Origin of the sequence: Streptomyces sp. NPDC127114, assembly GCF_042677525.1 — a bacterium.
Classification (GTDB): Bacteria; Actinomycetota; Actinomycetes; order Streptomycetales; family Streptomycetaceae; genus Streptomyces.
Genome location: NZ_JBHXTJ010000022.1, coordinates 77,216 through 100,308, shown reverse-complemented (window position 1 = coordinate 100,308; position 23,093 = coordinate 77,216). Strand labels below are relative to the sequence as shown.

Sequence of the window (23,093 nt, the reverse complement as noted above, 5' to 3'; positions counted from 1 at the left end):
AAGACCCCCGAAGCAGTCAACCGTCGCCCCGCCGAGGAGAACACCCGAGATGGCACCGGACCGCCCGACCCTTCCCCCCGTTCGGCTGCGCTCGGACGCGGAGCTGGCGCGGGACGCCCTGGCCGCCCCCCTCCTCACCCGCGCCGTGCGGCTGGCCCGCTGGGCCGGCCCCGAGACCCGGGTGGGCGCGGGCGGCGAACTCGTCGACGAGCAGCTGCCCGCCGCCGCCGAGGTCCTCGGCCTCGCGGGCGACGAGGACGGCGAGGCGTACGCGAGCGAGGCGTGGCGCGTGGCCGTCGACACCGGCCTGGTCGAGGTGGAGGACCCGGAGGAGACGGAGGACGCCGACGGGGCCGAGGCGGCCGGCACGGCAGGTGCCGCCGGCGCGACCGGGGACGAGGCCGGCGACGAGACCGGCACCGCGCGGCCCGGCGAGAACCTGGCGCTGCTCACCGGCGGTTCGCCCCAGGACGTCCTGGCGATCTGGCTCGACGCCTTCGAGACCGTCTTCGCCGACGCCACCGCACCGTACGTCGACGACCTCGAAGCGCTGGTCGGCGAGGACGGCACGATCGACTTCGAGGCCCTGGACTGGGACCCGGAGGGCGAGGCCGAGTTCCTGGAGGGCGTCCTCGGCAACCTCTACCTGCTGACCGTCAGCGAGGGCGGGGCGGGCGAGGGTCCGGTCCCGCTGCCCGCGCTCGCCGCGTCGATGGTCGTGCCCGAGGACATGAGCGAGCCCACCGACGACGTACTGGAGCAGGTCTCCGACGCGATGATGCGGCTCGACGAGCAGTTCCGGATCCTCGAACCGGTCGGCCTCGTCGCGTACGAGCCCGTCGACGAGGCCCTGATGACCGAGGAGGGCGCGGAGGGCGGGGCCGACGGGACGTCGGCCGCCGAGCCCTTCGACGAGGAGGACGTCAGCCGGTACGGCATGGTGCGGCTCACGCCGCTCGGCCTCTACGCGATCCGGGCCCGCATGCTGGAGGCCGGGCTCGCCGCGCCCGCCGTCGGCGAACTCGCCGACAAGGGCGCCGACGTGCTCCTCGACGGCATCGCGCACTACCCGCAGGAGGCCGCGCGCGCCGAGACGGCCGGCTGGATCGCCGGCCGCGCCGCCCAGGACGCGGCGCGCGAACTCCTCGCCGCCGCGCGCGGCGGCGACGCCGGTGCCCCGCTGCGCCGCCTGCACGCCCAGCAGGCGCTCTCCCTCGTCGGCGCGGACGCCGAACCGGCCGTACGGGAGGTCCTGGACGACCCGGAGCTCGGCGGCCTGGCCCGGGTCTGGCTCGCCGAGCGCGGCGCTGCCGACATCCCGGCGCCGCCGGAGTCGATGATCTTCTGGCTGGCCGTGGACACCATCGCGGCGCACCTCGACGCCGACGGCGACCTGGAGGAACTCCAGGACCTCATCGAGGGCCTGACCGGCCGGCACGGCGGCTTCTTCGAGGCCGTCTGGCGCGTCGACCACCCGGCCACGGCCGACGTGCTCGACGCCATGGGCCGCCTGCACCGCGACAAGCCCTCGGCGAAGGAGGCCCGCAAGGCCGCCTTCAAGGCGAGGTCCCGCACCTGACCCGGGCCGGGGCCGGGCGGCCGTCCGAGCGGCGCCCCGTCAGGTGCGCAGGTAGGACGCCCCGTTGAGGTCCAGGACCGTGCCCGAGGCCCATTCGGCCTCGGGAGAGGCCAGCCAGAGGACGGCCGCGGCGATCTCCTCCGGGGTCGCCACCCGGCCGAAGGGGCTCTGGGCGCGAATGGACTCGGCCTCCGGGCCGGTGAGCCGGGGCGCGACCCGCTCCGTGCTGAAGAAGCCCGGGGCGACGGAGGCCACCGCGATGCCGTGGGGCGCGAGCGCCACGGCGAGGGACTGGCCGAGGGCGTGGACGGCGGCCTTCGTCGCGCCGTAGGCCGGGTGGTCGGGTTCGCCGCGGAAGGCGCCGCGGGAGCCGATGTTGACGATCCGGCCCGGGGTGCCGGCCGCGATCATCCGGCCCGCGGCCAGCCGGCTCAGGTACGCCGTGCCCAGCAGGTTCACCGAGACATGGCGCTGCCACAGCTCCACCCACTCCTCGTACGGCGTCGTCGCCGGCGGGTGCGGCAGGTTCACGGCCGCGTTGTTGACCAGAACGTCGATGGGGCTGTCGGGGCTGTCGGCGCCGCCGAGGGCCTCCGCCGCCTCGGCCACGACCCGCGCGGCCTGCGCGGGATCGGCGAGGTCGCCGCAGACGAGGGCGTGGCCGGTGCCGTCGAGCGAGGCCAGGGTCTCGCGGGCCTCCTCGGCGCGCGAGCCGTAGTGCACGGCCACCCGGTCGCCGTTGGCCGCGAAGGCCCGGGCCACCGCGCGGCCCAGACCGCGCGAGGCACCGCTGACGAGGACGCTCCGACCATGGGCGGGCAGGTTCATGGGGCATCGCCTTTCTGTTCAACCGCCGTTTATACGCGGGCGCGACCGTGTGCGCCGACACCGGGTGACGACAGGGAGAAGACCGTCATGTCCCTCAACCGCAGAGAGTTCGCCAAGCAGTCCGCCGCCACCGGCGCCGGCCTCGCGCTCACCGGCGCCGTCGGCGCGCTCGCCACCGCCCCGCAGGCGCTCGCCGCCGACGACCACGAGGAGGCGTACGGCGACGCCTCCGGCCACGGCGACGGCCACGGACACCGTCTCGGCTACGGGCCCCTGCTCGCCGACCCGAACGGCATCCTCGCCCTGCCCGAGGGCTTCACCTACCGCGTCATCACCCACAGCGGCGTCACCCGCCTCGAGTCCGGCGAGTTCACGCCCGAGAAGCACGACGGCACCGGCACCTTCGCGGGCCCGCGCGGCACCACGTACCTGGTGAACAACCACGAGCTCAAGGGCCCCCGCTCCAAGTGGACCCACCCGGTGCCGCTCGCCGAGGGCCTGGTCTACGACCCGGCGGCCTCCGGCGGCTGCACCGTCGTCGAGGTGCACCGCGACGGCACCGTCGTCGAGTTCGTCGGCATCGCCGGCACCTCCACCAACTGCGCGGGCGGCCGCACCTCCTGGGGCACCTGGCTCACCTGCGAGGAGAACTCCGACCGCGCCGGTGTCAACGGCATGACGAAGGACCACGGTTACGTCTTCGAGGTCGACCCGCAGGACCGCGGCGCCAACCGCGACCCCGAGCCGATCAAGGCCTTCGGCCGCTACGACCACGAGGCCGTCGTCATCGACCCCAAGCGCGGCCACGCCTACCTCACCGAGGACGCCTCCGGCCCCAACGGCCTGCTCTACCGCTGGGTCCCGCCGCAGGGCTTCGAGCACGGCCGCGGCCGGCTCGCGACCCTCGCCGACGACGCCGGCCGCCTCCAGGCGCCCCGGTGCTACGACTCGGCGGGCCGGTTCGTCGACGACCTCTCGCGCGCGACGAGGATCGGCACCGTCTACGGCGTCGACTGGGTCGACGTCCCGGACCGCGACGCCCGCACCACCCCCGTCCGCAAGCAGTTCGGCGCCGGCGAGATCACCCGCGCCCGCAAGCTGGAGGGCATGTGGTGGGCCGACGGCGGCGCCTACGTCGTCTCCTCGTACGCCCGCGAGGAGAGCCCCGGCACCCCGCACGACGGCCAGGTCTGGTTCTACGACCCCAAGCGCCGCACCCTCACCCTCAAGGTGCTGCTGGGCGTCAACACCGCCCCCGACCAGGACGGCGCCTACGACGGCCCCGACAACATCACCGTCTCCCCGTACGGCGGTCTCGTCATCGCCGAGGACGGCGAGGGCGTCCAGCACCTCTTCGGCGCCACCGAGAGCGGCCGCACCTACCCGATCGCGCGCAACGACCTCAACGACAGCGAGTTCGCCGGCGTCGTCTTCTCCCCGGACGGCGACACCCTCTTCGCCTGCATCCAGAGTCCGGGCATCATGGTCGCGATCACCGGCCCCTGGCGTCGCCAGCCCCGCCGCTGACCCCACCCCGGAGCCTGGTGCCGTCCATGGGCTGACATCTAACATGTCAGCCCATGGACGTGGACGTGTTACGGCCCGTGGGCCGGACCCTGCTGCGTGACCGGGCCTACGAGACGCTGCGCGAGGCCATCGTGCGCGGCGAACTCGCGCCCGGTTCCGTGCTCAAGGACAGCGAACTCGCCGAACGGCTCGGCCTCTCGCGCGCACCCGTGCGCGAGGCCCTCACCCGGCTCGGCGACGAGGGTCTCGTCGAGACCAAGCCGCAGAGCTACACCCGCGTCACCCGCCTGGTCAGCCGGGTCGTACGGGACGCCGCCTCCGTCGTGCGGGTCATGCACGAACTCGCCGCCCGCACCGCCGTGCCGCTGCTCGGACCCGAGGGCATCCGCGCCATGCGCGAGGCCAACGAGCGGTTCGACGCGGCCGTGCGCGCCTCGGACGTCGACGCCGCACTGCGCGCCGACGACGAACTCCACGACGTGCTCGTCGGCGCCAGCGGCAACCACGCCCTCGCCGCCACCATCGCGCGCTACACCCCGCTGATCCGCCGGGTCGAGCGCCATCTCTTCGGTGACCCGGGCACCTGCCGCTCCGCCGCGCTGCACGCGCGCCTCATCGAGGCCTGCGAGGCGGGCGACACGGAGGAGGCGGTGCGGGTGACGACGGAGATCTGGCGCGCCCTGGAGGAGCTCGCCGACGAGGCCCCGGATTCCTGAGGCACTCCTGCCGGCCGGGCACCGGGACGGCTCCGGCACGGGCGTCCCCGGCACCGGAGGGTTCCGGCACGGGCGTTCCCGGCACCGGAGGGTTCCGGCACGGGCGTTCCCGGCCCCGGCGGTTCCGGCGCCGACACCAGGCGCCCCGGTCCCTCCCGGGCCGTTCGCCCGGCCCGCAGGAGTCCCTCAGGGGACCGTCCGTCGTCCGTCACCACCGGGAGCCCGCATGCCGACGATCGCCGATCACGACCGCTATCCGCTGCTCTTCGGGCCCTCGCCCGTGCATCCGCTCCAGCGGCTCTCCGCCCATCTCGGCGGCGCCGCCCTGTGGGCCAAGCGCGAGGACTGCAACTCCGGCATCGCGTACGGCGGGAACAAGACCCGCAAGCTGGAGTACCTGGTCGCCGACGCCCTCGCCCAGGGCTGCGACACCCTCGTGTCGATCGGCGGCGTCCAGTCCAACCACACCCGTCAGGTCGCCGCCGTCGCCGCTCACGCGGGCCTCAGGTGCGTCCTCGTGCAGGAGAGCTGGGTCGACTGGCCCGACCCGGTCTACGACAAGGTCGGCAACATCCTGGTCAGCCGGCTCGCGGGCGCCGACGTGCGGCTGGTCCGGGCCGGGTTCGGCATCGGCTTCAAGGAGAGCTGGGAGCAGGCGCTGCGCGAGGTCGAGGAGGCCGGCGGCAGGCCGTACGCCATTCCGGCCGGTGCCTCCGACCACCGGCTCGGCGGGCTCGGCTTCGCCAACTGGGCCTACGAGGTGGCCGAGCAGGAGCGTGAGCTGGGCGTCTTCTTCGACACGGTCGTGGTCTGCTCGGTGACCGGCTCCACCCAGGCCGGCATGGTCGCGGGCTTCGCCGCGCTCGCCGAGGAGGGCGGCCCGGCCCGGCGGATCATCGGCGTCGACGCCTCCGCCGAGCCCGCCCGGACCCATGAGCAGATCACCCGGATCGCCCGGGACACCGCCGCGCTCATCGGCGTCGAGCGCCCGGTCACCGCCGCCGACGTCGAGCTGGACGCGCGCTACCACGCGGGGGTGTACGGCGTCCCGGACGAGGCCACGCTGGACGCGATGCGGCTGGCCGCCCGTACGGAGGGGATGGTCACCGACCCCGTCTACGAGGGGAAGTCGATGGCCGGACTGGTCGACCTGGTGGACCGTGGGGAGATCGGCCGGGACTCGACCGTGCTCTACGCCCACCTCGGCGGCCAGCCGGCCCTCAACGCGTACAGCGCGCTGTTCTGACCGGCTCCCTCCGGCCGCTCAGAGCGCCTGGGCGGCCGGCTTCACCATGCCCCGGACGGTCCGGGACTTCACGAACTCGCCCATGCCCGTCATCTCCCACTCGCCCGAGAACTGCCTGATGAGCTTGGCCATCATCACGCCGGTCTGCGGCTCCGCCGTGGTCAGGTCGAAGCGGACCAGCTCCTCGCCGGACGCGGCGTCGAGCAGCCGGCAGTAGGCCTTGGCGACCTCGGTGAACTTCTGGCCGGAGAAGGAGTTGACGGTGAAGACCAGGCCGGTGACGTCCGCGGGCAGCCTGCCCAGGTCGACGACGATGACCTCGTCGTCGCCCGCGCCCTCGCCGGTCAGGTTGTCGCCGGAGTGCTTGACGGCTCCGTTGAGGATCGACAGCTTGCCGAAGTAGCAGCTGTCGATGTGGTTGCGCTGCGGGCCGTAGGCGATGACGGAGGCGTCGAGGTCGATGTCCTTGCCGCGGAAGGCCGGCTCCCAGCCGAGGCCCATCTTGACCTGGGAGAGCAGCGGACGGCCGCCCTTGACCAGGGAGACGGTCTGGTTCTTCTGGAGGCTGACCCGGCCCTTGTCCAGGTTGATCTTCCCGGTGCCGGCGGCGGGCGCGGCCGCGGGAGCGGGCGGGGCGGCGGCGGGCGTCGACGGCAGGCCCGCGGCGACGCGCGGGTCCACCGGGGGAGCGGCGGGCGGCGCCGGGGCGGCCGCGGGCGCGGCCGCCGGTGCGGGCGTGGGCTCCTCGTCCACGCTCACGCCGAAGTCGGTCGCGATCCCCGCCAGCCCGTTCGCGTACCCCTGGCCCACCGCGCGGGCCTTCCACGCGCCGTTGCGCAGATAGATCTCCATGACCACGAGCGCCGTCTCGGTGCCGAGCCGCGGCGGCGTGAAGGTGGCGAGGACGCTGCCGTCGTCGGCGTTGCGCAGGGTGGCGGTGGGCTCGATGCCCTGGAAGGACTGGCCCGCGGCGTCCGGGCTCGCGGTCACCACGATCTTCTCGATCCCGGCGGGCACGGCGGTGGTGTCCACCAGGATGGCGTCGGGCGCGGCGCCGCCGCCGGACCGGTAGGTGACACCGGGGCCGGCGGGCTGGTTGTAGAAGATGAAGTCGTCGTCGGAGCGCACCTTGCCGTTGGCACCGAGCAGCAGGCCCGAGACGTCGAGCCGCACCGGGGCGGCCACGTCCACCGCCACGCGCGCGGCGGTGAGAGGGATGTTCGAGCCGGGGGTCATAGCGGTCATGCCCGGGGTAACGAACCAGACCCCTTTGCCGTTCCCTTACCTTCCCCGGGTTCGGCCACTCCGGTTACGCGGGTGCTCGCGGGCGGTCCGCTCGTTCCGGCGGGCATCCTGCCGTTCCCGGTCACGTCCGCCATGTGAATATTCTTTCGGCCGTGGGTGGGAGCTCTTTCCGGACGCGGGACGTGGACGAGGCGCGCGAGGAGATCAGCGCGCGCTATTACGCCAACTTCATGGACGTGATCGACGCGCGGGACCGTCCCTTCGCCGCGCGCTTCGACACCGTCGGACTGGGGCCGCTGATGATCGGCGACCTCAGCTGCGGCGCCGACGTGCGGATGCGCTTCGGCGAGCTGGGGGCGTTCCACGTCAACGCGCCGATGAGCGGGACCATGGAGGTGCGGCAGGGCGGGAGCGGGCGCCGGCTGCTGGCGACCCCCGAGGACGCCATGCTGCTGGACCCGTCGGGAGACACCTTCCTCGACCGGTGGAGCGGGGACTGCCGCGCGCTTTCGGTCAAGATCGACGCGACGGCGCTCCAGGACCGTCTGGAGTCCCTCCTGGGCCGTTCGGCGGGCCGCCGGCTGACCCTGGGCGCGCGCCTGGACATCACGCGCGGACCCGGTCTCAGCTGGGTGACCTTCGCCCGCCAGGTGGCGGCGGGGGCGCTCGCGGGCGACGGGCTCGCGACCCACGAGCTGGTGGCCCGCCCGCTCCAGGAGGCGCTGCTCAACGGCCTGCTCCTGGCGGCGGAGCACCCGTGGCGGGACGAGCTGGCGCACCCGGGCGGACCGGCCAGGCCGGCGCCGGTGAAGCGGGCGATGGACGCGGTGCGGTCCCGTCCCGAGCACCCCTTCACCACCACGGAGCTCGCCGCCCTCGCCCGGGTGAGCGTGCGCCGCCTCCAGGAGTCGTTCCGGGAGTACGTGGGGATGTCGCCCATGGCGTACGTACGGGAGGTCCGCCTGGACCGGGTGCGCGAGGAGCTGCGGGCGGGCGACCCGGACGGGCTGAGCGTCGGCGAGGTGGCCTGGCGCTGGGGGTTCACGCACGCGGGGCGGTTCGCCGCGCAGTACCGTGCCCGGTTCGGCGAGACGCCCTCGCGGACCCTGCGCGGCTGACCGGGCGCCGGACTCCGGGTCCGGCCGCGAACCCGTCGCGTTTTGCGGACGGTCGCCGCGTTCCGCGGATCGCGGTGATCTTGACCGAAACGTATCGTCGGATCGTCCGTGGGCTTCATGCGTCGCCCGCGTCGACCCGGGCCCCGGCCGGCTCCCCCGCATTGTCCGGCCGGGCCCTGTGCTTCTTCCGCCGCCGACCTCTCAGGGTGTCGCGTCGCTCCGGTCGGCCGTGGCGGTCGCCGCCGCGCGCGGCGGCTCCCCGCGTCGGCGGCCCACGGCCAGCGTCGCCGCGCCCGCCAGGCCCGCCACGCCCAGGAGCGGCAGCAGCGCACGGACGTCCAGGACGGTCGTCAGGCCCGCGCCCAGGGCGATGGCCAGCGCGTTCGGCACGAAGACCAGGGTGTTCGCGGTCGCCGCCGCCCGGCCCACCGCCTCGGCGGGGACCCGGCGCTGCACCGCCGTCAGCGCGGCGATCAGCACCCACGGCAGGCCCACGCCGACCAGCGCGCTCGCGGTCAGCGCGAGCGTGTCGTACGGCAGCGCCCGGGCCGCCGCGCCCAGCGCGAACACGGCGAGGCCGAGGGCGGCGAGGGTCCGTTCCTTCGCCCGCCGCAGCAGCGGTCCGGCGAGCAGGCCCGCCACGACCGAGCCGGCGCCCTGTGCCGCGTACAGCACGCCCGCGTAGGCGGGGGAGTGGCCGAGGCCGCGGTCCACCACCGCGTAGATCGCAGCCCCGTTGAGTCCCGCGAGCAGCATGGTGAAGCCGCCCGCGAGCACCAGCGGCCGCAGCGCCGCCGACTCCCGGAGCAGCCGGAGGCCCTCGGCCGTGCGGGGCCGCCGCTCCGGCACCGGCCGTTCCTCCCGCACCCGCAGCAGGGCGAACACCCCGGCCGCGACGGCGAAGGTGGCCGCGTCGAGCAGGGCCACCGGGCCGCCGCCGTAGCGGGCGAAGAGCCCCGCCGCCACCAGCGGGGCGAGCAGCTTCATGGCCTCGTTGACCGTCATCCGCAGCCCGTTGAGGCCGCCGAGCCGGTCCGGGTCCAGGGCCGAGGCCGCGAGCGCGGCCTCCGCCGCCTCGTGGACCGCGCCCTGCGCTCCGTACGCCACGAGCACGGCGAACAGCAGCCACACCCGGTCGGCCCGGTCCACCCACAGCAGCAGCGGCAGCAGCAGGGCCATGACCGTGTTCACCACGACCAGGAGCGGACGCCGCCGCACCCGGTCCACCAGGCCGCCGAACAGCGGCCCGAGGAGCGCGGGTGCCCACAGGGCGAAGGTGGTCAGGGCCGCGAGACCGTCGGAGCCGGTCAGGGACTTGACCCAGATCCCGGAGACGAGCCACATCGCCGTCGTGCCGAAGCCGGACACGAGCACGGCGGTCAGATAGAGAGGTACGCGCATGACCGCAGGCTGGCGTCTGAGGTGGCCCGTCCGGATCGGGCAGGCGCCTTATGTGTGTCCGGGCAGGAGGCGCGTGTTCCGCTCGCCGGCGGGCCGGGCCGCGAACGCGAGCCGCCGGTGCGCCCGGCGCAGCATCAGGCGGGCCATGAACGGGTGGACGTGGCGCACCAGCGCGAAGTAGAGGCGGCCGAGGGCGTTGTGGAGCCGTACGGCGCTCACCAGGGTGACGGAGTCGTCGTCGAGCAGCACCGAGGCGCGGTAGTCCAGGTGGAAGGCGTCCTCGCCCAGGAGGAGCTCGTGCTCGCCGGTGGCCCGCACCTGCGCGGGCAGCACCTGCCGCCATGCCTCCGGGTCCCGGGGCATGCCGGGCGGCAGCGGCAGCCGCCAGGCGTCGGTGAAGTCGGGCCGCGGGACGGCCTCGTGGAGGAGGCGGGCGGCGTCGGGAACGGGGGCGGCTGCCGGGCGCACCCAGAACAGGCGGTTGACCAGCAGGGCGCGGGCCGGACGGCGGGCCGGCGGGTGGGGCAGGGCGCCGAGCACGGCGCGCTCGGCGTTGTCGAAGCTCTCCTCGACCATCGTGTCGTGCACGGGCTCGATGGCGAGCTTGAAGAAGGCGAACGCCCCTGCGCCCATGGTCATCTCGAGGGTGTGGGTCATCCGGCAGCGGTCGGGACCCAGGGGCTCGACGTCGAAGCGGTGGTAGCCGGTGCCCATGTCGTCGGTGGTGTCGAAGCGGACGGACCGGCCGGGTTCGTGGGTGGAGACCCGGTAGCGGACCCGGCCGTGGCCGCCGTCGGCGCCGACGGAGAGCGGGCGGTCGAGCACCATCGCGGGCCAGACCGGGGTGGGGAAGAGCGGGTCGTCCGGCGCGGAGAGCCGGTCGAGGAGGGCTCCGACCGTCTCGGCCGGGGCCTCGACGACCCTCTGGTGGACGTTGCGTACCGTGCGCGTTCCGGGCATGACCGGACCTCCATACGGGAGCGTATGTTCTGACCGTACGGTACCGTACGGAAACATGCACGAGTCCCCGGCCCCCAAGGAACGACGCTCCCGCAAGCGCCTCAGCGCCGACGACTGGGCGGACGCGGCCCTCGCCGCCCTCGCCGAACGAGGCCTCGCCGGCGTCGCCGTGGAACCGCTCGCCGCCCGCCTCGGCACCACCAAGGGCAGCTTCTACTGGCACTTCGCCAACCGGGACGCCCTCGTCGCCGCGGCCCTCGCCCGCTGGGAGGAGGTGTCCACCGAGCGGATCATCCGCGCCATGGAGGCCGCCGAACCCGACCCGGCGGCCCGGCTGGGCGCACTGCTGCGCGGCGCGACCGCCTCGGCCGCCGAGGACCCGCTGGAGGTGCGGCTGCTCGCCGCGAGCGACCACCCGGAGGTGGCGGCGGCCCTCGCCCGCGTCACGGAACGCCGCGTCGGCTACCTCGCCCGCCTCTTCGAACTGCTGGGCTTCCCGCCCCCCGAGGCCCGCCGCCGCGGCCTCCTCGCCTACACCAGCTACCTGGGCCACGCCCAGCTCGCCCACGCCGTCCCGGGCTCCGTGCCGGCCGACCCCGCCTACCTGGCCGCGGTGACCGACGCGCTGCTCAAGCCCTGACCCGCGCCGCCCGCCGCGACTCGTACCGCAGCGCCACGCCCGTCGCCAGGGCGCCGACGCCCTCCCACAGGCCCACGCCGAGGAAGCCGGAGGGGGCGCGGTCGGTGAGGACGGCGAGAGTGAAGACCGAGAAGGTGAGGAAACGGAAGGGCACCGTCCAGCGGAAGAAGGCCTTCCAGTCGGCGAGGGCCGCCAGGACGTAGTAGACGCCCATGTTGAGGGCCGCCATGGACGAGGCCGTCAGGAAGAGCAGGGTGTGGTCGTCGTCGGCGCGGCTCGCGTCGGACACGGGTGTGAGCCCCATGAGGCGGATCGTCGTGTCGGGGGAGACCAGCCCCACCACGCCGAGAGCGGCGGCGAGCACGCCGAAGACGGCCATGGTCCAGCCGGACGGGGAACGGGGCACACGCACGTTCGAGAGCATGCACCCTGCATACCGTGCGGCGGGGGCCGCGGACCAACCGGCCCCCGCTTCACGTCACTTCGAGCCGTGCGACCGCGCCGCTCACTTCAGCGCGGCCCTCATCATCTTCTGCGCCACCGGCGCCGCCAGGCCGTTGCCGCTGACCTCCGAGCGGGCCGCGCCCGAGTCCTCGATCATCACCGCGACCGCGACCTCCTTCCCGGTGGCCGGGTCCTTCGCGTAGGAGGTGAACCAGGCGTACGGCGTCTTGCTGTTGTTCTCGCCGTGCTGCGCCGTGCCCGTCTTGCCACCGACCTCCACGCCGCTGATCGCCGCGTTGCTTCCCGTGCCGTCGTCGACCACGGTCTTCATCGCACTCCGCAGCTGCCGCGCCGTCCCGGACGAGACGATCCGCTCGGTGTCGCCGTCCTCGTACGACTGCAGCGCGTCGCCGTCCGAGTCGACCACCTGCGAGACCATGTGCGGGCTCGCCAGCAGGCCGTCGTTGGCGATGGCCGCCGACACCATCGCCATCTGCAGCGGGGTGGCCGTCACGTCGAACTGCCCGATACCGCTCAGCGCCGTCTGCGCCTTGTCCATCCCGGACGGGTACACGCTCGGGTACGCCCGGACGGGCACGTCCAGCTCCTTGTCGTCGAAGCCGAACTTCTCCGCCATCGCCTTCACCTTGTCCTGGCCCAGGTCCACGGCCATCTTCGCGAAGACGTTGTTGCAGGAATAGCGCAGCGCCGTGCGGATGGTCGCGTTCTCGCAGGGCGCGGAGGCGTTCTCGTTCCTCAGGACGGTCCGCGTGCCGGGCAGGGTGTACGGGTCCGGGCTCTCCGTCGCCGTGTCCACGGAGCGGTACAGACCGTCCTCCAGCGCCGCCGCCGCGACCACCAGCTTGAACGTCGAGCCCGGCGGCAGCGGCTGCCGCAGCGCCCGGTTGACCAGCGGCTTGTCCTCGTCCTCCGTCAGCCGCCGCCACTCCTCGCCGTCCGTCAGACCGGCGATCTTCGACGGGTCGTACGAGGGCGTCGACACCATTCCGAGGATCCGGCCCGTCTTCGGGTCGACGGCCACGGCGGCGCCCTTCTTGCTCCCCAGCGCCTCGTAACCGGCCTTCTGCACCGCCGGGTCGATCGTCGTCACGACGGTGCCCGGCTTCGCCCGCTTCCCGGTGATCGCGTCGACCGGGTTCTTCAGCCGCGTGTCCGTGCCGTCCAGGACGCCGGAGTAGATGCCCTCCAGCTGGGTCGCCCCGTAGGCCTGCGAGCTGTATCCGGTGACGGCCGCGTACAGCTCGCCGTCGGTGTAGCTCCGCTTGTAGGCGAGGTCGCCGCCCTTCGTCTCCTTCGATCCGGTGACCGGCGAGCCGGCCACGACGATGTTCCCGAGCGGCTCCGCGTACTGCGCGATGACCTTCCGCCGGTTGTTCTTCTCGTTCGCGAGGGCCTTGCCTTCGTACGCCTGCACCCAGGTCGCCCGCCCCAGGAGGGCGAGGACCAGGAGCAGCGCGAAGACCGAGGCGCGCCTGATCGTCTTGTTCATCCCGTATGCGGGACGAGCCGGACGGCGGCGAACGTTCCGGTCTGTCCGGTTTCTCAGGGAACCTTCATGTGGTGGTCCGTCAGGCGTTCGCCCGGATGAACCCCGACTCGTACGCCGCGATCACCGCCTGCGTGCGGTCCCGGGCGCCCGTCTTCGCGAGCACCGCCGCCACGTGGGACTTCACCGTCGCCGGACCGACTCCCATGCCCTCGGCGATCTCCGCGTTCGTCAGGCCCCGCGCCATCCGCCGCAGCACCTCCGCCTCGCGGTCGGTGAGCCGGGCCGCCCAGGCGGGCGCCGGCGGGTGACGGCGGGCGTGGTCGGCGGCCAGGGCGCGGACGGCCGCCGGGTACAGCAGCGAGTCGCTGCGGGCGACCAGCCGCACCGCGCTCACCAGCTCCTCCGGCGAGACCCGCTTGAGCAGGAAACCGGCCGCGCCCGCCCGCAGCGCGTCGTACACGTAGGCGTCGTTCTCGAAGGTGGTGACCACCACGATCCGCGGCGCGTCCGGGCCCTGCCCGAGCCCGGAGAGGATCTGCCGGGTGGCCTGGATCCCGTCGATCTCCGGCATCCGGACGTCCATCAGCACCACGTCGGGCCGCAGCTCCCGCACCACCGACACCGCCTCGGCGCCGGTCGCCGCCTCACCGACGACCTCCACGCCGTCCTCGGCGTCGAGGATGACCCGCAGGGCCGTCCGCACCATCCGCTCGTCGTCCGCGAGCACGACCCTGATCACCGCGCACCTCCGGCCGGCCCCACCGGCAGCCGGGCGGACAGCCGCCAGCGGCCGTCCACCGGGCCCGCCTCCGCGGTGCCGCCGAGCAGCCGGGCCCGCTCGGCGACGCCGCGCAGTCCGCGCCCGCCGTCCGGGCGGGCCACCGGCGCGGTGCCGGGCAGCGGATTCTCCATCGTGATCTCCAGTTCGTCCCCCGACAGCGCGATCCGCGCCGTCACCGTCTCCTCCCGCGCGTACCGCACGGCGTTCGTGAGTCCCTCCTGCACGATCCGGTACGCCTCCCGCGACACCGCCTCCGGCAGCCCCGTCAGATCGCCCCGCACCGTCATCGCCACCCGCGGCCCGGCACCCCGCACCAGCGCGTCGAGCGCGTCGAGACCGGGCGCCGCGAGCTCGCCGTCGTCCTCGCCGCTGCGCAGCAGGCCGAGCACGGCGTCCAGCTCGCCGACCGACCGCCGGGTGGTCTCCTCGATCGCGGTCAGCGCCTCCCGTACGAACCCGAGGTCGGGCGTGCCCGCGTCCAGGACCCGCCGGGCGGCGCCCGCCTGGAGCGTGACGGCGCTGAGCGCGTGCCCGACCGAGTCGTGCAGCTCGCGGGCGAGCCGGTTGCGCACCGCGAGGTCGGCGGCCCGCCGCTCGGCGGCGGCGAGCCGGTCGGCCGGGCTCGGCCCGAGCAGCCGCGGCGCCGCCGAGGCGAGCAGCGCGCCCGCCGCCGCGGCCGCCGCCGCGAGCCCCAGCAGCAGCAGGACCGCGAGCGGCAGTCCCGCCAGGGCGAGCCACTGCCGGTCCAGATGCCAGAACCGGCCGACCTCCGAGTCCCGCAGCCCGGCCGAGAACGGCAGCGCCGCCACCGCGAGAGCGAACGGCGGCAGCGCCAGGCTCGCCCCGCTGACCAGCGCGCCTGCGCCCAGATGGAGCGTGAACCAGCCGGCGGTCCGCGCCTTCGCCTCGCGGCCGCGGGCCGGCCCGTCCGCGAAGCGCCCGGCCGGTACCCCGCACAGGCTGCGGGCCGCCGCTACCGACATCGGCCGGGTCAGCGGGAAGAGCGCCGTGAGCGCGGCCAGCGGCAGCCCCACCGCGTACGCGCCGAACTGCACCGCGAGGCTGCTCGCGAACATCGCCCCGCCGTCCAGGAGCGGACCCGTGACCAAGGTGCCCACCAGCCAGTACGGCATGAACAGGGCGCCGCCCAGGATCAGGTGGAGCCACCGCCGACGGGCCCGCTGCCCGAACAGGGCACGCCCGACGCGGTGTCCCGCGGACCGTGCCGGGCTCCCGGCGGCGTCCGGTGCGGCGTCGCGTCGCGTCATGCGGTCCGGCTCCCGCGGGCGCGGTTGCTCAGGACCACGGCCAGGCAGCCGGCCAGCAGGAATCCGGTGATCATCTCGCCAGCGTAGGCGGTGGTCATCAGGACCGTCGGCTCTTTCGCGGCATCGGTCTGCGGCAGCAGCGCGACCAGCGACATGTACGCGCCCCAGCAGCCGGCGGCCCCGGACGCCACCCAGGCCAGGGCCATCGTGGTGCGCACCCGCAGCCCGGCCGGGCGGCGCAGCAGGAGCAGCAGCACGGCGAGCACGGCGAGGACCGTCAGGGCCGCCATGACCACGTCCAGGGTGGCCCGGTCGGAGTCGTAGGACGCGGCGAACGAGGCGGAGAGACCGTCGGTCGAACCGGCCGCCCAGCGCAGCCGCAGCCCGGCCGGGACGAGGCCCACCGCCGCCGCGGCCACGGTCACGGCCCGGAGGACGGGTCCGCCCACCGCCGCGGGAAGCTCGCCGAGGCGCCCGCTCCACACCCGGCCCCAGCGGTCCCGGGCGTACAGCGCGAACAGCGTGCCCAGGCAGAGGCCCTGGACGATGAAGCCGCCGTACACCACCGGGAAGACCCACGGCTCGACGAAGGGCTCGGGCGCGAGGACCGCCTCGGCGGAGGCGTCGCCCGTGGCGAGCGAGACCACGAGCTGGGCCGGGTAGCCGATCATGATGGGGCCCATCAGACCGGTCGCCGCCCACATCGGGAAGGCCAGCAGCCAGGCCTTCACCCGCCGGCCCCACTCCTGGGTGAGCAGCAGGGCGAGCAGTACCACGACGGCGTCGGCGAGCACCGAGGCGGCGTTGACGGCCGCCATCATCCCCCGGTGCTCCAGGAGCACGCTCCCCTCGGGGATGCCGATCTCGCTGCCGGCGACCCAGGCGACCTTGAGGACGATGTACGGCAGGCAGGCGAGGATCGAGAGCACGCGGAGCAGGCGACGGCCGGAGCCGACGGGCGCGGGGCCGGAGCCGACAGGACCGGGGCCGGAGCCGACGGGCGCGGGGGTGGCGGCGGGGAGCGGCGGGTTCGTCATGACCCCAGCCTTTCGCCGGCCCGCTCGCCGCACGTCCTGCCGGACGCCGAACCGCCTCCGCCTCGCGGGGGAGCCCGTGTGTCCGGGAGGCGTAGGGGCTCCGCCTCCCTGGGGGAGGCAAGGCCCTGATCCACCGGACCGGCTCCAGCCGAAGCCGGCTCGGCCCGCGGCCCAGGCCGCTGCCGTACCGCCGCTACAGCCGGCGGGTCGCGAGGGCGAGCCGGTCGCGGGCGTCGAACAGCGCGTCCTTGATGAGCTGTTCGTGCCCCGGCGTCAGGCGTGCCACCGGCACCGAGCAGCTGATCGCGTCGCGCGCCGGCGTGCGGTACGGGATCGCGATGCCGAAGCAGCGCAGGCCCAGGGTGTTCTCCTCGCGGTCCACCGCGTATCCCTGCTCGCGGATGACCCGCAGCTCCTCGATCAGCTGCTCGCGGTCGGTGACGGTGTGCTCGGTGAGCGCGGGCAGCGTCTCCGGCAGCAGCTTGCGGACCTGCTCGTCGCTGTGGGTGGCGAGCAGCGCCTTGCCGAGCGAGGTGGAGTGGGCCGGGAGCCGGCGGCCGACCCGGGTGAACGGGCGCAGATGGTGCTGCGACTGACGGGTCGCCAGGTAGACCACGTTGGTGCCGTCCAGGCGCGCCAGGTGGATGGTCTCCGTGGTGTCGTCCGAGAGCCGGTCGAGGGTGGGCCGGGCGGCGGCCACGACCTCGTCGCCGTCGATGTACGAGGTGCCGACGAGCAGCGCCCGCACGCCGATGCCGTAACGCGTTCCGGTCGCGTCCGTCTCCACCCAGCCGAGCTCGACGAGGGTGCGCAGCAGCATGTAGAGGCTGGACTTGGGGTAGCCGACGGCCTCCTGGACGGCGGCGAGCGAGTGCATGCCGGGCCGGCCGGCGAAGTACTCCAGCAACTCCACCGTCCGTACGGCGGACTTGACCTGGGCCCCACCCGCGTCGTTCGTCGACATCGCCCTCGCTCCTCGTCCGGAAGCCTCTTGTGGAGACGGCTCGGCCGTCCATAGAGTCCCCGTGTCGGATTCACCTACAGGGACCGTGTTCAGAATACCGAACGACGTGGGCGAGGGGCGTGCCGTGGCGGCAGAACCAGTGTGGAGTGTGGACCCCCGGACGGGGAAGGAACGGGAACAGGTCGCGGAGGCGGCCGACCCGGCGGAGGTCGACCGGGCGGTACGCGCCGCCCACGCGGCCCGTGGCGCGCTCGCCGACCGCAAGGCCCGCGCCGCCCTGCTGCGCGGCGCGGCCGACCTGCTCGACGCGGCGCGCGACCACGTCGTCGAGGCCGCCGACGCGGAGACCGCGCTCGGCCCGGTCCGGCTCACCGGCGAACTCGCCCGGACCACCGCCCAGTTGCGCTACTTCGCCGACATCGTCGACGAGGCCGCCTTCCTCGACGTACGGATCTCCCGGCCCGACCCCACGAGCACCCCGCCCACGCCCGACCTGCGGCGCATGAAGATCCCGCTCGGCGTCGTCGCCGTCTACGCCGCCAGCAACTTCCCGCTCGCCTTCTCCGTGCCCGGCGGCGACACCGCGAGCGCGCTGGCCGCCGGCTGCCCCGTCGTCGTCAAGGCGCACCCGCTGCATCCGGCCACCTCCGAGCTCTGCGCCGCGCTGCTGCGCCGGGCCGCCGTCGAGGCCGGGCTGCCGGAGGACGTCGTCGTCCTGGTGCACGGCTTCGACGCGGGCGTGGAGCTGGTCCGCCACCCGCTGGTCGCCGCCGCCGGCTTCACCGGCTCGGTGCAGGGCGGCCGGGCCCTGTTCGACGCGGCCGCCGCGCGCCCCGTGCCCATTCCCTTCCACGGCGAACTCGGCTCGCTCAACCCGGTGGTGATCACCGAGGCCGCGGCCCAGGAGCGGGCCGAGGAGATCGGCTCCGGGCTCGCCGCCTCCATGACCCTGGGCACGGGCCAGTTCTGCACCAAGCCCGGCTTCGTCCTGGCCCCGGCGGGCGAGGCGGGCGACCGCGTCACGGCGGCCCTGACGGCTGCCCTGGGCGACACCGAACCGGGCGTGATGCTGTCGCGCCGGATGCGCCAGCACTTCCTCACCGCCACCTACGAGGACGCCCAGGTGGAAGGCGTCACCGCCCCCGTCCACCCCGGTTCCGCGAGCCCGGAGGCCGTCGCGCCGGGCTTCCTGCTCACCGACGCCGCCGTCCTGCTCGACGGCGCGAGGCACGTGCTCCTCCAGGAGACCTTCGGCCCGGTCACCCTGGTCGCCCGCTACTCCTCGCGCGAGGAGATCAGCGCCGTCCTCGCCCTCGTCCCCGGCAACCTCACCGCGACGCTCCAGGCGGCCGACGAGGACCCCGAGGCCGCTTCCCTCATGGCCGAACTCACCCCGCTGGCCGGACGGATCCTCGTCAACGGCTGGCCCACCGGCGTCGCGGTGGCCGACGCCCAGCACCACGGCGGGCCCTACCCGGCCACCACCTCGCCCTTCACCTCGGTCGGCGGCACCGCGATCGAACGCTGGCTGCGCCCGGTCACCTACCAGTCCACGCCGGAGCACCTGCTGCCGCCGGAACTCCGCGACGACAACCCGCTGGGCGTACCCCGGCACTGACGGCCGGCGAGCCGCCGGGCCGGGGCCGACGTGCCGGGGCCGACGTGCCGGGGCCGACGTGCCGGGGCCGACGTGCCGGGGCCGCGGCGCCCCGGGCCGGCCCGACGGCGAGCCGGGCCGGCCGTCAGTGCGGCACCCGCACCACGATCTTGCCGATGTGGGTGTTGGACTCCATCAGCCGGTGGGCGTCGGGCATCGCCTCCAGACCCTCGAAGGTCTCGGCGACCACCGGCGCCAGCGAGCCGTCGCGCAGCCCGGAGCCGATGAACCCGGCCATCCGGGCGCGTCCCTCCGCCGTGCGGACCACCGCGCCGTTGGCGTAGCCGCGCACGGTCAGCGGCCACTGCATCGGTACCTCGGCCGGCCGCTGGTCCAGCCAGCCGTAGAGCACCGCCGTGCCCTCGGGCCGCAGCGTCCCGCCGAGGCGGGCGAACCCGGGGCCGCCGATCGCGTCGAAGACGACGTCGGCGCCCCGGCCGCCGGTGATCCGGCGCACCTCGTCGACCAGGTCCTCCTCGTCGGTGACGACCACGTGCGGGGCGCCGAGCCCGAGCAGCCGCTCGCGCTTCGACTCCTCGCGGGTGGCGGCGATCGGCGTGGCGCCGATCCGCAGCGCGGTCTGGATCGCGGCCGTGCCGACCCCGCTGGACGCGCCGGTGATCACCACGTGGCCGCCGGACCGCAGCCCGCCCGCCTCCACCATGCCGCCGTACGCCGTCGAGTACGTGAGCCAGGCCGCCGCCGCGGTCACCGCGTCCACGCCCTCCGGCCGCGCCACCAGGTACTCCTGCGGCAGCACCACCCGCTCCGCGTACACCCCGTGCACCCCGAAGTCGAAGTTGGCCGCGGCCATCACCGAGTCGCCCGGCGCGAACGCGCTGACGCCCTCGCCGACCTCCTCGACCACGCCCGCCGCCTCGTAACCGAGACGCGAACCCGGCAGCGTGGCCTGGTAGTAGTACGTGCCCGAACGGAACAGGGCCTCGGCCCGGTTGAGCCCGAGCGCGTCGACCCGGACCCGGACCTCGCCCGGGCCGGGCGCCGGAAGGGCGACCTCCTCGACCCGGAGCACCTCGGGCCCGCCGAGCTCGTGGAACAGAACCGCCTTCGTCGTCATGTCGTTTCGCATGTCCCGACCGTAGGCAGGGCCCGAGAGACGATCCATGTCCCTCCGGCTCCCGCGCATGTCCGATCGTCTCGGCCCCGGCGACGGGGAGTGCGGGACCACGCGGGGCACCCGGCGGGCGAGGGTACGGTGCGGGACATGGACGTACTGAGCGATGCCATCGCCGCCATGCGCACCGGCCGGCCGCACTCCTCCCGTACCGTCAACTTCGCCCCCTGGGGCTTCCGCTTCCCGCCGAGCAAGGGCGCCGGCTTCCACGTCGTCCTCCAGGGCGGCGCGTGGCTGCTGCCGCCGGACGACGGCGCGCCCGTACGGCTCGGCCCCGGCGACGTCGTCCTGCTCGCCCACGGCACCGGGCACGGCCTCGCCGACCGCCCCGACACCCCGCTCGTCGACGCCGTGGCCGCGCCCGACGGATCCTGGCCCACCCCGCCCGTCCGCGGACCGGTCGGCCCCGACGAGACCCTGCTCCTGTGCGGCGCCTACCAGCTGAGCCGGGCCCGCGCCCATCCGCTGCTCACCGAGCTGCCGCCGTACGTCCACATCCCCGCCCGGGTCGGCGCCCACCCGAGGCTGCGCGCCGCCGTCGACCTGCTCGGCGCGGAACTCGCCGAGCCCCAGCCCGGCTCCGACGCCATCGTCCCGGCCCTCCTCGACACCCTGCTGCTCTACCTGCTGCGCACCTGGTGGCTGACCGTGCGCGCCGACCGGTCCACCGGCTGGTCCGCCGCCCTCGCCGACCCGGCGGTCGCCGCAGCCCTGCGCGCGCTGCACGGCGACCCCGCCCGCGTCTGGACGGTCGAGGAGCTCGGCGCGCTCGGCGGCCTCTCCCGGGCCGCGTTCGCCCGCCGCTTCACCACCCTGGTCGGCCGGCCCCCGCTCGCGTACCTCACCTGGTGGCGGATGACCACGGCGGGACGCCTCCTGCGGGCCGACGACCTGCCGCTGCGCGCCGTCGCCCAGCGCTCCGGCTACTCCTCCGAGTTCGCCTTCGCCAAGGCCTTCAAGCGGGAGTACGGCACGGCCCCCGGCCAGTACCGCAGGGCCGCCCGGGCAGTGTGACCGGCGCCGGGGCGGCGCCGGGCGTTCGTGGAAAGAACGACGCCGGTGCTCCTGCTCACACCCGCCGGGGCGGCGGAATGGATCCGGCGTTCCGGGGCGTTCCCGCCATGGAACGCCCCCGCACCACCGACCCCCGTCGAGGAGAGAAGCCACCCATGCGCGTCGAGATCTGGAGCGACATCGCCTGCCCCTGGTGCTACATCGGCAAGGCCCGCTTCGAGAAGGGACTCGCGGCCTTCGCCCACCGCGACGAGATCGAGGTCGTGCACCGCTCCTTCGAGCTCGACCCGAACCGTCCCAAGGGTGACACCGGCCCGGTCCTGGAGATGCTCGCCGCGAAGTACGGGCGCAGCCTCGACGAGGCCCGCGCCATGGAGGCCCACGTCGCCTCCAACGCGCACTCGGAGGGCCTCGGCTACCGCACCGAGGGCCGTGACCACGGCAACACCTTCGACATCCACCGCCTGCTGCACCTGGCGAGGGACCGCGGCCGGCAGAACGAGCTCCTCGACCTCGCCTACCGCGCCAACTTCGCCGAGGAGCGCTCGGTCTTCGACGACGAGACCCTGGTGACCCTCGCGGTCGAGGCCGGTCTCGACGAGGCGGAGGTGCGCGGCGTGCTCGCCGACCCGACCGCGTACGCCGACGCCGTGCGCGCCGACGAACGCGAGGCGGCCGAGCTCGGCGCCAACGGCGTGCCGTTCTTCGTGCTCGACCGCAGGTACGGGGTCTCCGGCGGCCAGCCCGCCGAGGTCTTCACCCAGGCCCTGGAGCAGGCCTGGCAGGGCCGCACGCTGCAGCCGGTCGGCGGCGACGCCGCCGCGTGCGACGTCGACGGCGGCAACTGCTGAGCGCCTGTCCATAAGGACACCTTGGGAATTCCCCATGATCTATCGCAATTGACGTGAGATCGTGGGGAATCCAGTCTTGGCGCATGGAATCACTGGAACGCCTGGAGCCTCTGGGCGGCGACGAGTTCGCCCCGAAGCAGACCTACCTCAACACCTCCGCGTGCGGGCTGCTGCCCCGCCGCACGATCGACGCGGTCACCCTGCTCGCCGAGGAGACCGCGGCCGGCCGCCCCGGGGGCGCCGGCAGCTTCGACGTCGTCGACGAGGCCCGGGCCGCCTTCGCCCGGCTCGCCCACGTCGCGCCCGACCGGGTCGCGGTCGGCAGCTCGGTCTCCGTCCACGTCGGCATGGTGGCGCAGTCCATGCCGGCCGGGTCCGAGATCCTCTTCGCGGAGGGCGACTTCTCCTCCGTCATCACGCCCTTCACCGTCCGCGGCGACCTCAAGGCCCGCTTCGTGCCGCTGGAGCGGCTCGCCGAGTCGGTGCGGCCCGGGACCGCGCTCGTCGCGTTCTCCGCCGTGCAGTCGGCGGACGGCCGCACGGCCGACTTCGCCGCCGTCCGCGCCGCCGCGGCGGCGCACGGCGCCCGCACCCTGCTGGACGCGACGCAGTCGGCGGGCTGGCTGCCGCTGTACGCGGGGGAGTGGGACTTCACCGTCTCCGGCGGCTACAAGTACCTGCTCTGCCCGCGCGGGGCGTCCTTCCTCACCGTCACGGAGGAGGCGCAGGACGCGCTGCTGCCGATCCACGCGGGCTGGGTGACGGGCGAGGAGCTGTGGGTCAACAGCTACGGTCCCGTGCGCGAACTGGCCCGCTCCGCCCGCAGGTTCGACGAGCCGCCGGCCTTCCTCTCGTACCACGGGGCCGCCCGCTCCCTGGAACTCCTGGAGGAGATCGGCATCGAGCGGATCGAGGCCCACAACAAGGCCCTGGCCGCCCGCTTCCGCGCCGGGCTCGACGCGCTCGGGCACCCGGCGGTCGCCGACGACTCGACGGTCGTGGGCGTCCCGGGCCTCGGTGACCGCGCCGACGCGCTGCGCGAGGCGGGGGTGCTCCTGTCGGCCCGCGCCGGGAACCTGCGGGCCTCCTTCCACCTCTACAACTCCTCGGCGGACGTGGACCGGGCCCTGGAGGTGCTGGCGGGCTGAGCCCGTCCCCGTACGGGCAGAGCC

At 74.6% G+C, this 23,093-nt stretch carries 20 protein-coding genes and 1 pseudogene; 10 read left to right on the top strand and 11 right to left on the bottom strand.

The features are described 5' to 3' along the window. Positions 1-49 precede the first annotated feature (49 nt). Entirely contained in the window at positions 50-1,579 is a 1,530-nt protein-coding gene (locus tag ACFVGS_RS22495) for a hypothetical protein (protein ID WP_385693448.1), read from the top strand. 39 nt (positions 1,580-1,618) lie between these two features. Here the strand turns inward: ACFVGS_RS22495 and ACFVGS_RS22490 are convergent, their stop codons facing one another. Next, entirely contained in the window at positions 1,619-2,407 is a 789-nt protein-coding gene (locus ACFVGS_RS22490; RefSeq protein WP_385693447.1) for an SDR family NAD(P)-dependent oxidoreductase, read from the bottom strand. 87 nt (positions 2,408-2,494) lie between these two features. On the opposite strand from ACFVGS_RS22490, the gene ACFVGS_RS22485 reads away from it, so the two are divergent. From ACFVGS_RS22485 to ACFVGS_RS22475, 3 genes are all read left to right on the top strand, one after another. Further along, on the top strand, positions 2,495-3,934 hold the full coding sequence (locus tag ACFVGS_RS22485; protein ID WP_384413103.1) for an alkaline phosphatase PhoX: 1,440 nt from the start codon (positions 2,495-2,497) through the stop codon (positions 3,932-3,934). 59 nt (positions 3,935-3,993) lie between these two features. Continuing rightward, the gene (locus ACFVGS_RS22480) at positions 3,994-4,650 is read left to right on the top strand and encodes a GntR family transcriptional regulator (RefSeq protein WP_384413349.1); all 657 of its coding nucleotides are present in this window, start codon (positions 3,994-3,996) and stop codon (positions 4,648-4,650) included. 226 nt (positions 4,651-4,876) lie between these two features. Further along, entirely contained in the window at positions 4,877-5,896 is a 1,020-nt protein-coding gene (locus ACFVGS_RS22475; protein ID WP_385693446.1) for a 1-aminocyclopropane-1-carboxylate deaminase, read from the top strand. Positions 5,897-5,914: 18 nt separating this feature from the next. Here ACFVGS_RS22475 and ACFVGS_RS22470 read toward each other — a convergent pair whose 3' ends face one another. Further along, positions 5,915-7,141 (bottom strand): TerD family protein, encoded by a 1,227-nt coding sequence (locus ACFVGS_RS22470; RefSeq protein WP_384413109.1) that lies wholly within the window; start codon positions 7,139-7,141, stop codon positions 5,915-5,917. A gap of 152 nt (positions 7,142-7,293) precedes the next feature. On the opposite strand from ACFVGS_RS22470, the gene ACFVGS_RS22465 reads away from it, so the two are divergent. Then, the gene (locus ACFVGS_RS22465; RefSeq protein WP_384413111.1) at positions 7,294-8,259 is read left to right on the top strand and encodes an AraC family transcriptional regulator; all 966 of its coding nucleotides are present in this window, start codon (positions 7,294-7,296) and stop codon (positions 8,257-8,259) included. Between the two features lie 201 nt (positions 8,260-8,460). On the opposite strand, the gene ACFVGS_RS22460 is transcribed toward ACFVGS_RS22465, so the two are convergent. Both ACFVGS_RS22460 and ACFVGS_RS22455 read right to left on the bottom strand, forming a co-directional pair. Further along, positions 8,461-9,660 (bottom strand): MFS transporter, encoded by a 1,200-nt coding sequence (locus ACFVGS_RS22460; RefSeq protein ID WP_385693445.1) that lies wholly within the window; start codon positions 9,658-9,660, stop codon positions 8,461-8,463. A gap of 48 nt (positions 9,661-9,708) precedes the next feature. Continuing rightward, positions 9,709-10,620, bottom strand: a complete 912-nt coding sequence (locus ACFVGS_RS22455; RefSeq protein WP_385693444.1) for a DUF2867 domain-containing protein — start codon at positions 10,618-10,620, stop codon at positions 9,709-9,711. 55 nt (positions 10,621-10,675) lie between these two features. Here ACFVGS_RS22455 and ACFVGS_RS22450 point away from each other — a divergent pair, with 55 nt between their 5' ends. Continuing rightward, the gene (locus ACFVGS_RS22450) at positions 10,676-11,260 is read left to right on the top strand and encodes a TetR/AcrR family transcriptional regulator (protein WP_384413118.1); all 585 of its coding nucleotides are present in this window, start codon (positions 10,676-10,678) and stop codon (positions 11,258-11,260) included. Here ACFVGS_RS22450 and ACFVGS_RS22445 read toward each other — a convergent pair. The 6 genes from ACFVGS_RS22445 to ACFVGS_RS22420 all read right to left on the bottom strand — a co-directional run bounded on the left by ACFVGS_RS22445 (position 11,250) and on the right by ACFVGS_RS22420 (position 17,264). Further along, positions 11,250-11,684 (bottom strand): hypothetical protein, encoded by a 435-nt coding sequence (locus ACFVGS_RS22445; protein ID WP_385435726.1) that lies wholly within the window; start codon positions 11,682-11,684, stop codon positions 11,250-11,252. The two genes, ACFVGS_RS22450 and ACFVGS_RS22445, sit on opposite strands and share 11 nt — an antisense overlap. 81 nt (positions 11,685-11,765) lie before the next feature. Beyond that, the gene (locus ACFVGS_RS22440; RefSeq protein ID WP_385693443.1) at positions 11,766-13,214 is read right to left on the bottom strand and encodes a peptidoglycan D,D-transpeptidase FtsI family protein; all 1,449 of its coding nucleotides are present in this window, start codon (positions 13,212-13,214) and stop codon (positions 11,766-11,768) included. 79 nt (positions 13,215-13,293) lie between these two features. Beyond that, complete coding sequence (locus tag ACFVGS_RS22435) at positions 13,294-13,920, bottom strand: response regulator (RefSeq protein ID WP_385693459.1); 627 nt, start codon at positions 13,918-13,920, stop codon at positions 13,294-13,296. A gap of 29 nt (positions 13,921-13,949) precedes the next feature. Further along, positions 13,950-15,263 carry a sensor histidine kinase gene (locus tag ACFVGS_RS22430; protein ID WP_385693442.1) on the bottom strand — a complete coding sequence of 438 codons (1,314 nt, stop codon included), beginning with the start codon at positions 15,261-15,263 and terminating at the stop codon, positions 13,950-13,952. Then, entirely contained in the window at positions 15,260-16,300 is a 1,041-nt protein-coding gene (locus ACFVGS_RS22425; protein WP_385693441.1) for a hypothetical protein, read from the bottom strand. Before ACFVGS_RS22425 ends, ACFVGS_RS22430 begins: the two co-directional genes overlap by 4 nt. Before the next feature lie 193 nt (positions 16,301-16,493). Then, positions 16,494-17,264, bottom strand: coding sequence for an IclR family transcriptional regulator (locus ACFVGS_RS22420; RefSeq protein ID WP_384413132.1), 771 nt, complete (start codon positions 17,262-17,264; stop codon positions 16,494-16,496). Between the two features lie 124 nt (positions 17,265-17,388). Here ACFVGS_RS22420 and ACFVGS_RS22415 point away from each other — a divergent pair. Next, positions 17,389-18,895, top strand: a pseudogene (locus ACFVGS_RS22415) (aldehyde dehydrogenase (NADP(+))); the annotation flags it as partial. A 111-nt stretch (positions 18,896-19,006) separates the two neighbouring features. On the opposite strand, the gene ACFVGS_RS22410 reads toward ACFVGS_RS22415, so the two are convergent. Continuing rightward, the gene (locus ACFVGS_RS22410) at positions 19,007-20,011 is read right to left on the bottom strand and encodes a zinc-dependent alcohol dehydrogenase family protein (RefSeq protein WP_384413355.1); all 1,005 of its coding nucleotides are present in this window, start codon (positions 20,009-20,011) and stop codon (positions 19,007-19,009) included. A 135-nt stretch (positions 20,012-20,146) separates the two neighbouring features. Between ACFVGS_RS22410 and ACFVGS_RS22405 the strand changes: the two genes are divergently transcribed. From ACFVGS_RS22405 to ACFVGS_RS22395, 3 genes are all read left to right on the top strand, one after another. Further along, positions 20,147-21,070, top strand: coding sequence for an AraC family transcriptional regulator (locus tag ACFVGS_RS22405; protein ID WP_385693458.1), 924 nt, complete (start codon positions 20,147-20,149; stop codon positions 21,068-21,070). Between the two features lie 155 nt (positions 21,071-21,225). After that, a complete protein-coding gene (locus ACFVGS_RS22400; protein ID WP_385693440.1) occupies positions 21,226-21,921 on the top strand; it encodes a DsbA family oxidoreductase in 696 nt (231 codons plus the stop codon). Positions 21,922-22,004: 83 nt separating this feature from the next. Then, positions 22,005-23,069: an aminotransferase class V-fold PLP-dependent enzyme gene (locus ACFVGS_RS22395; RefSeq protein WP_385693439.1), complete on the top strand. Its 1,065-nt coding sequence runs from the start codon at positions 22,005-22,007 to the stop codon at positions 23,067-23,069. The last annotated feature ends 24 nt before the right edge of the window (positions 23,070-23,093 follow it).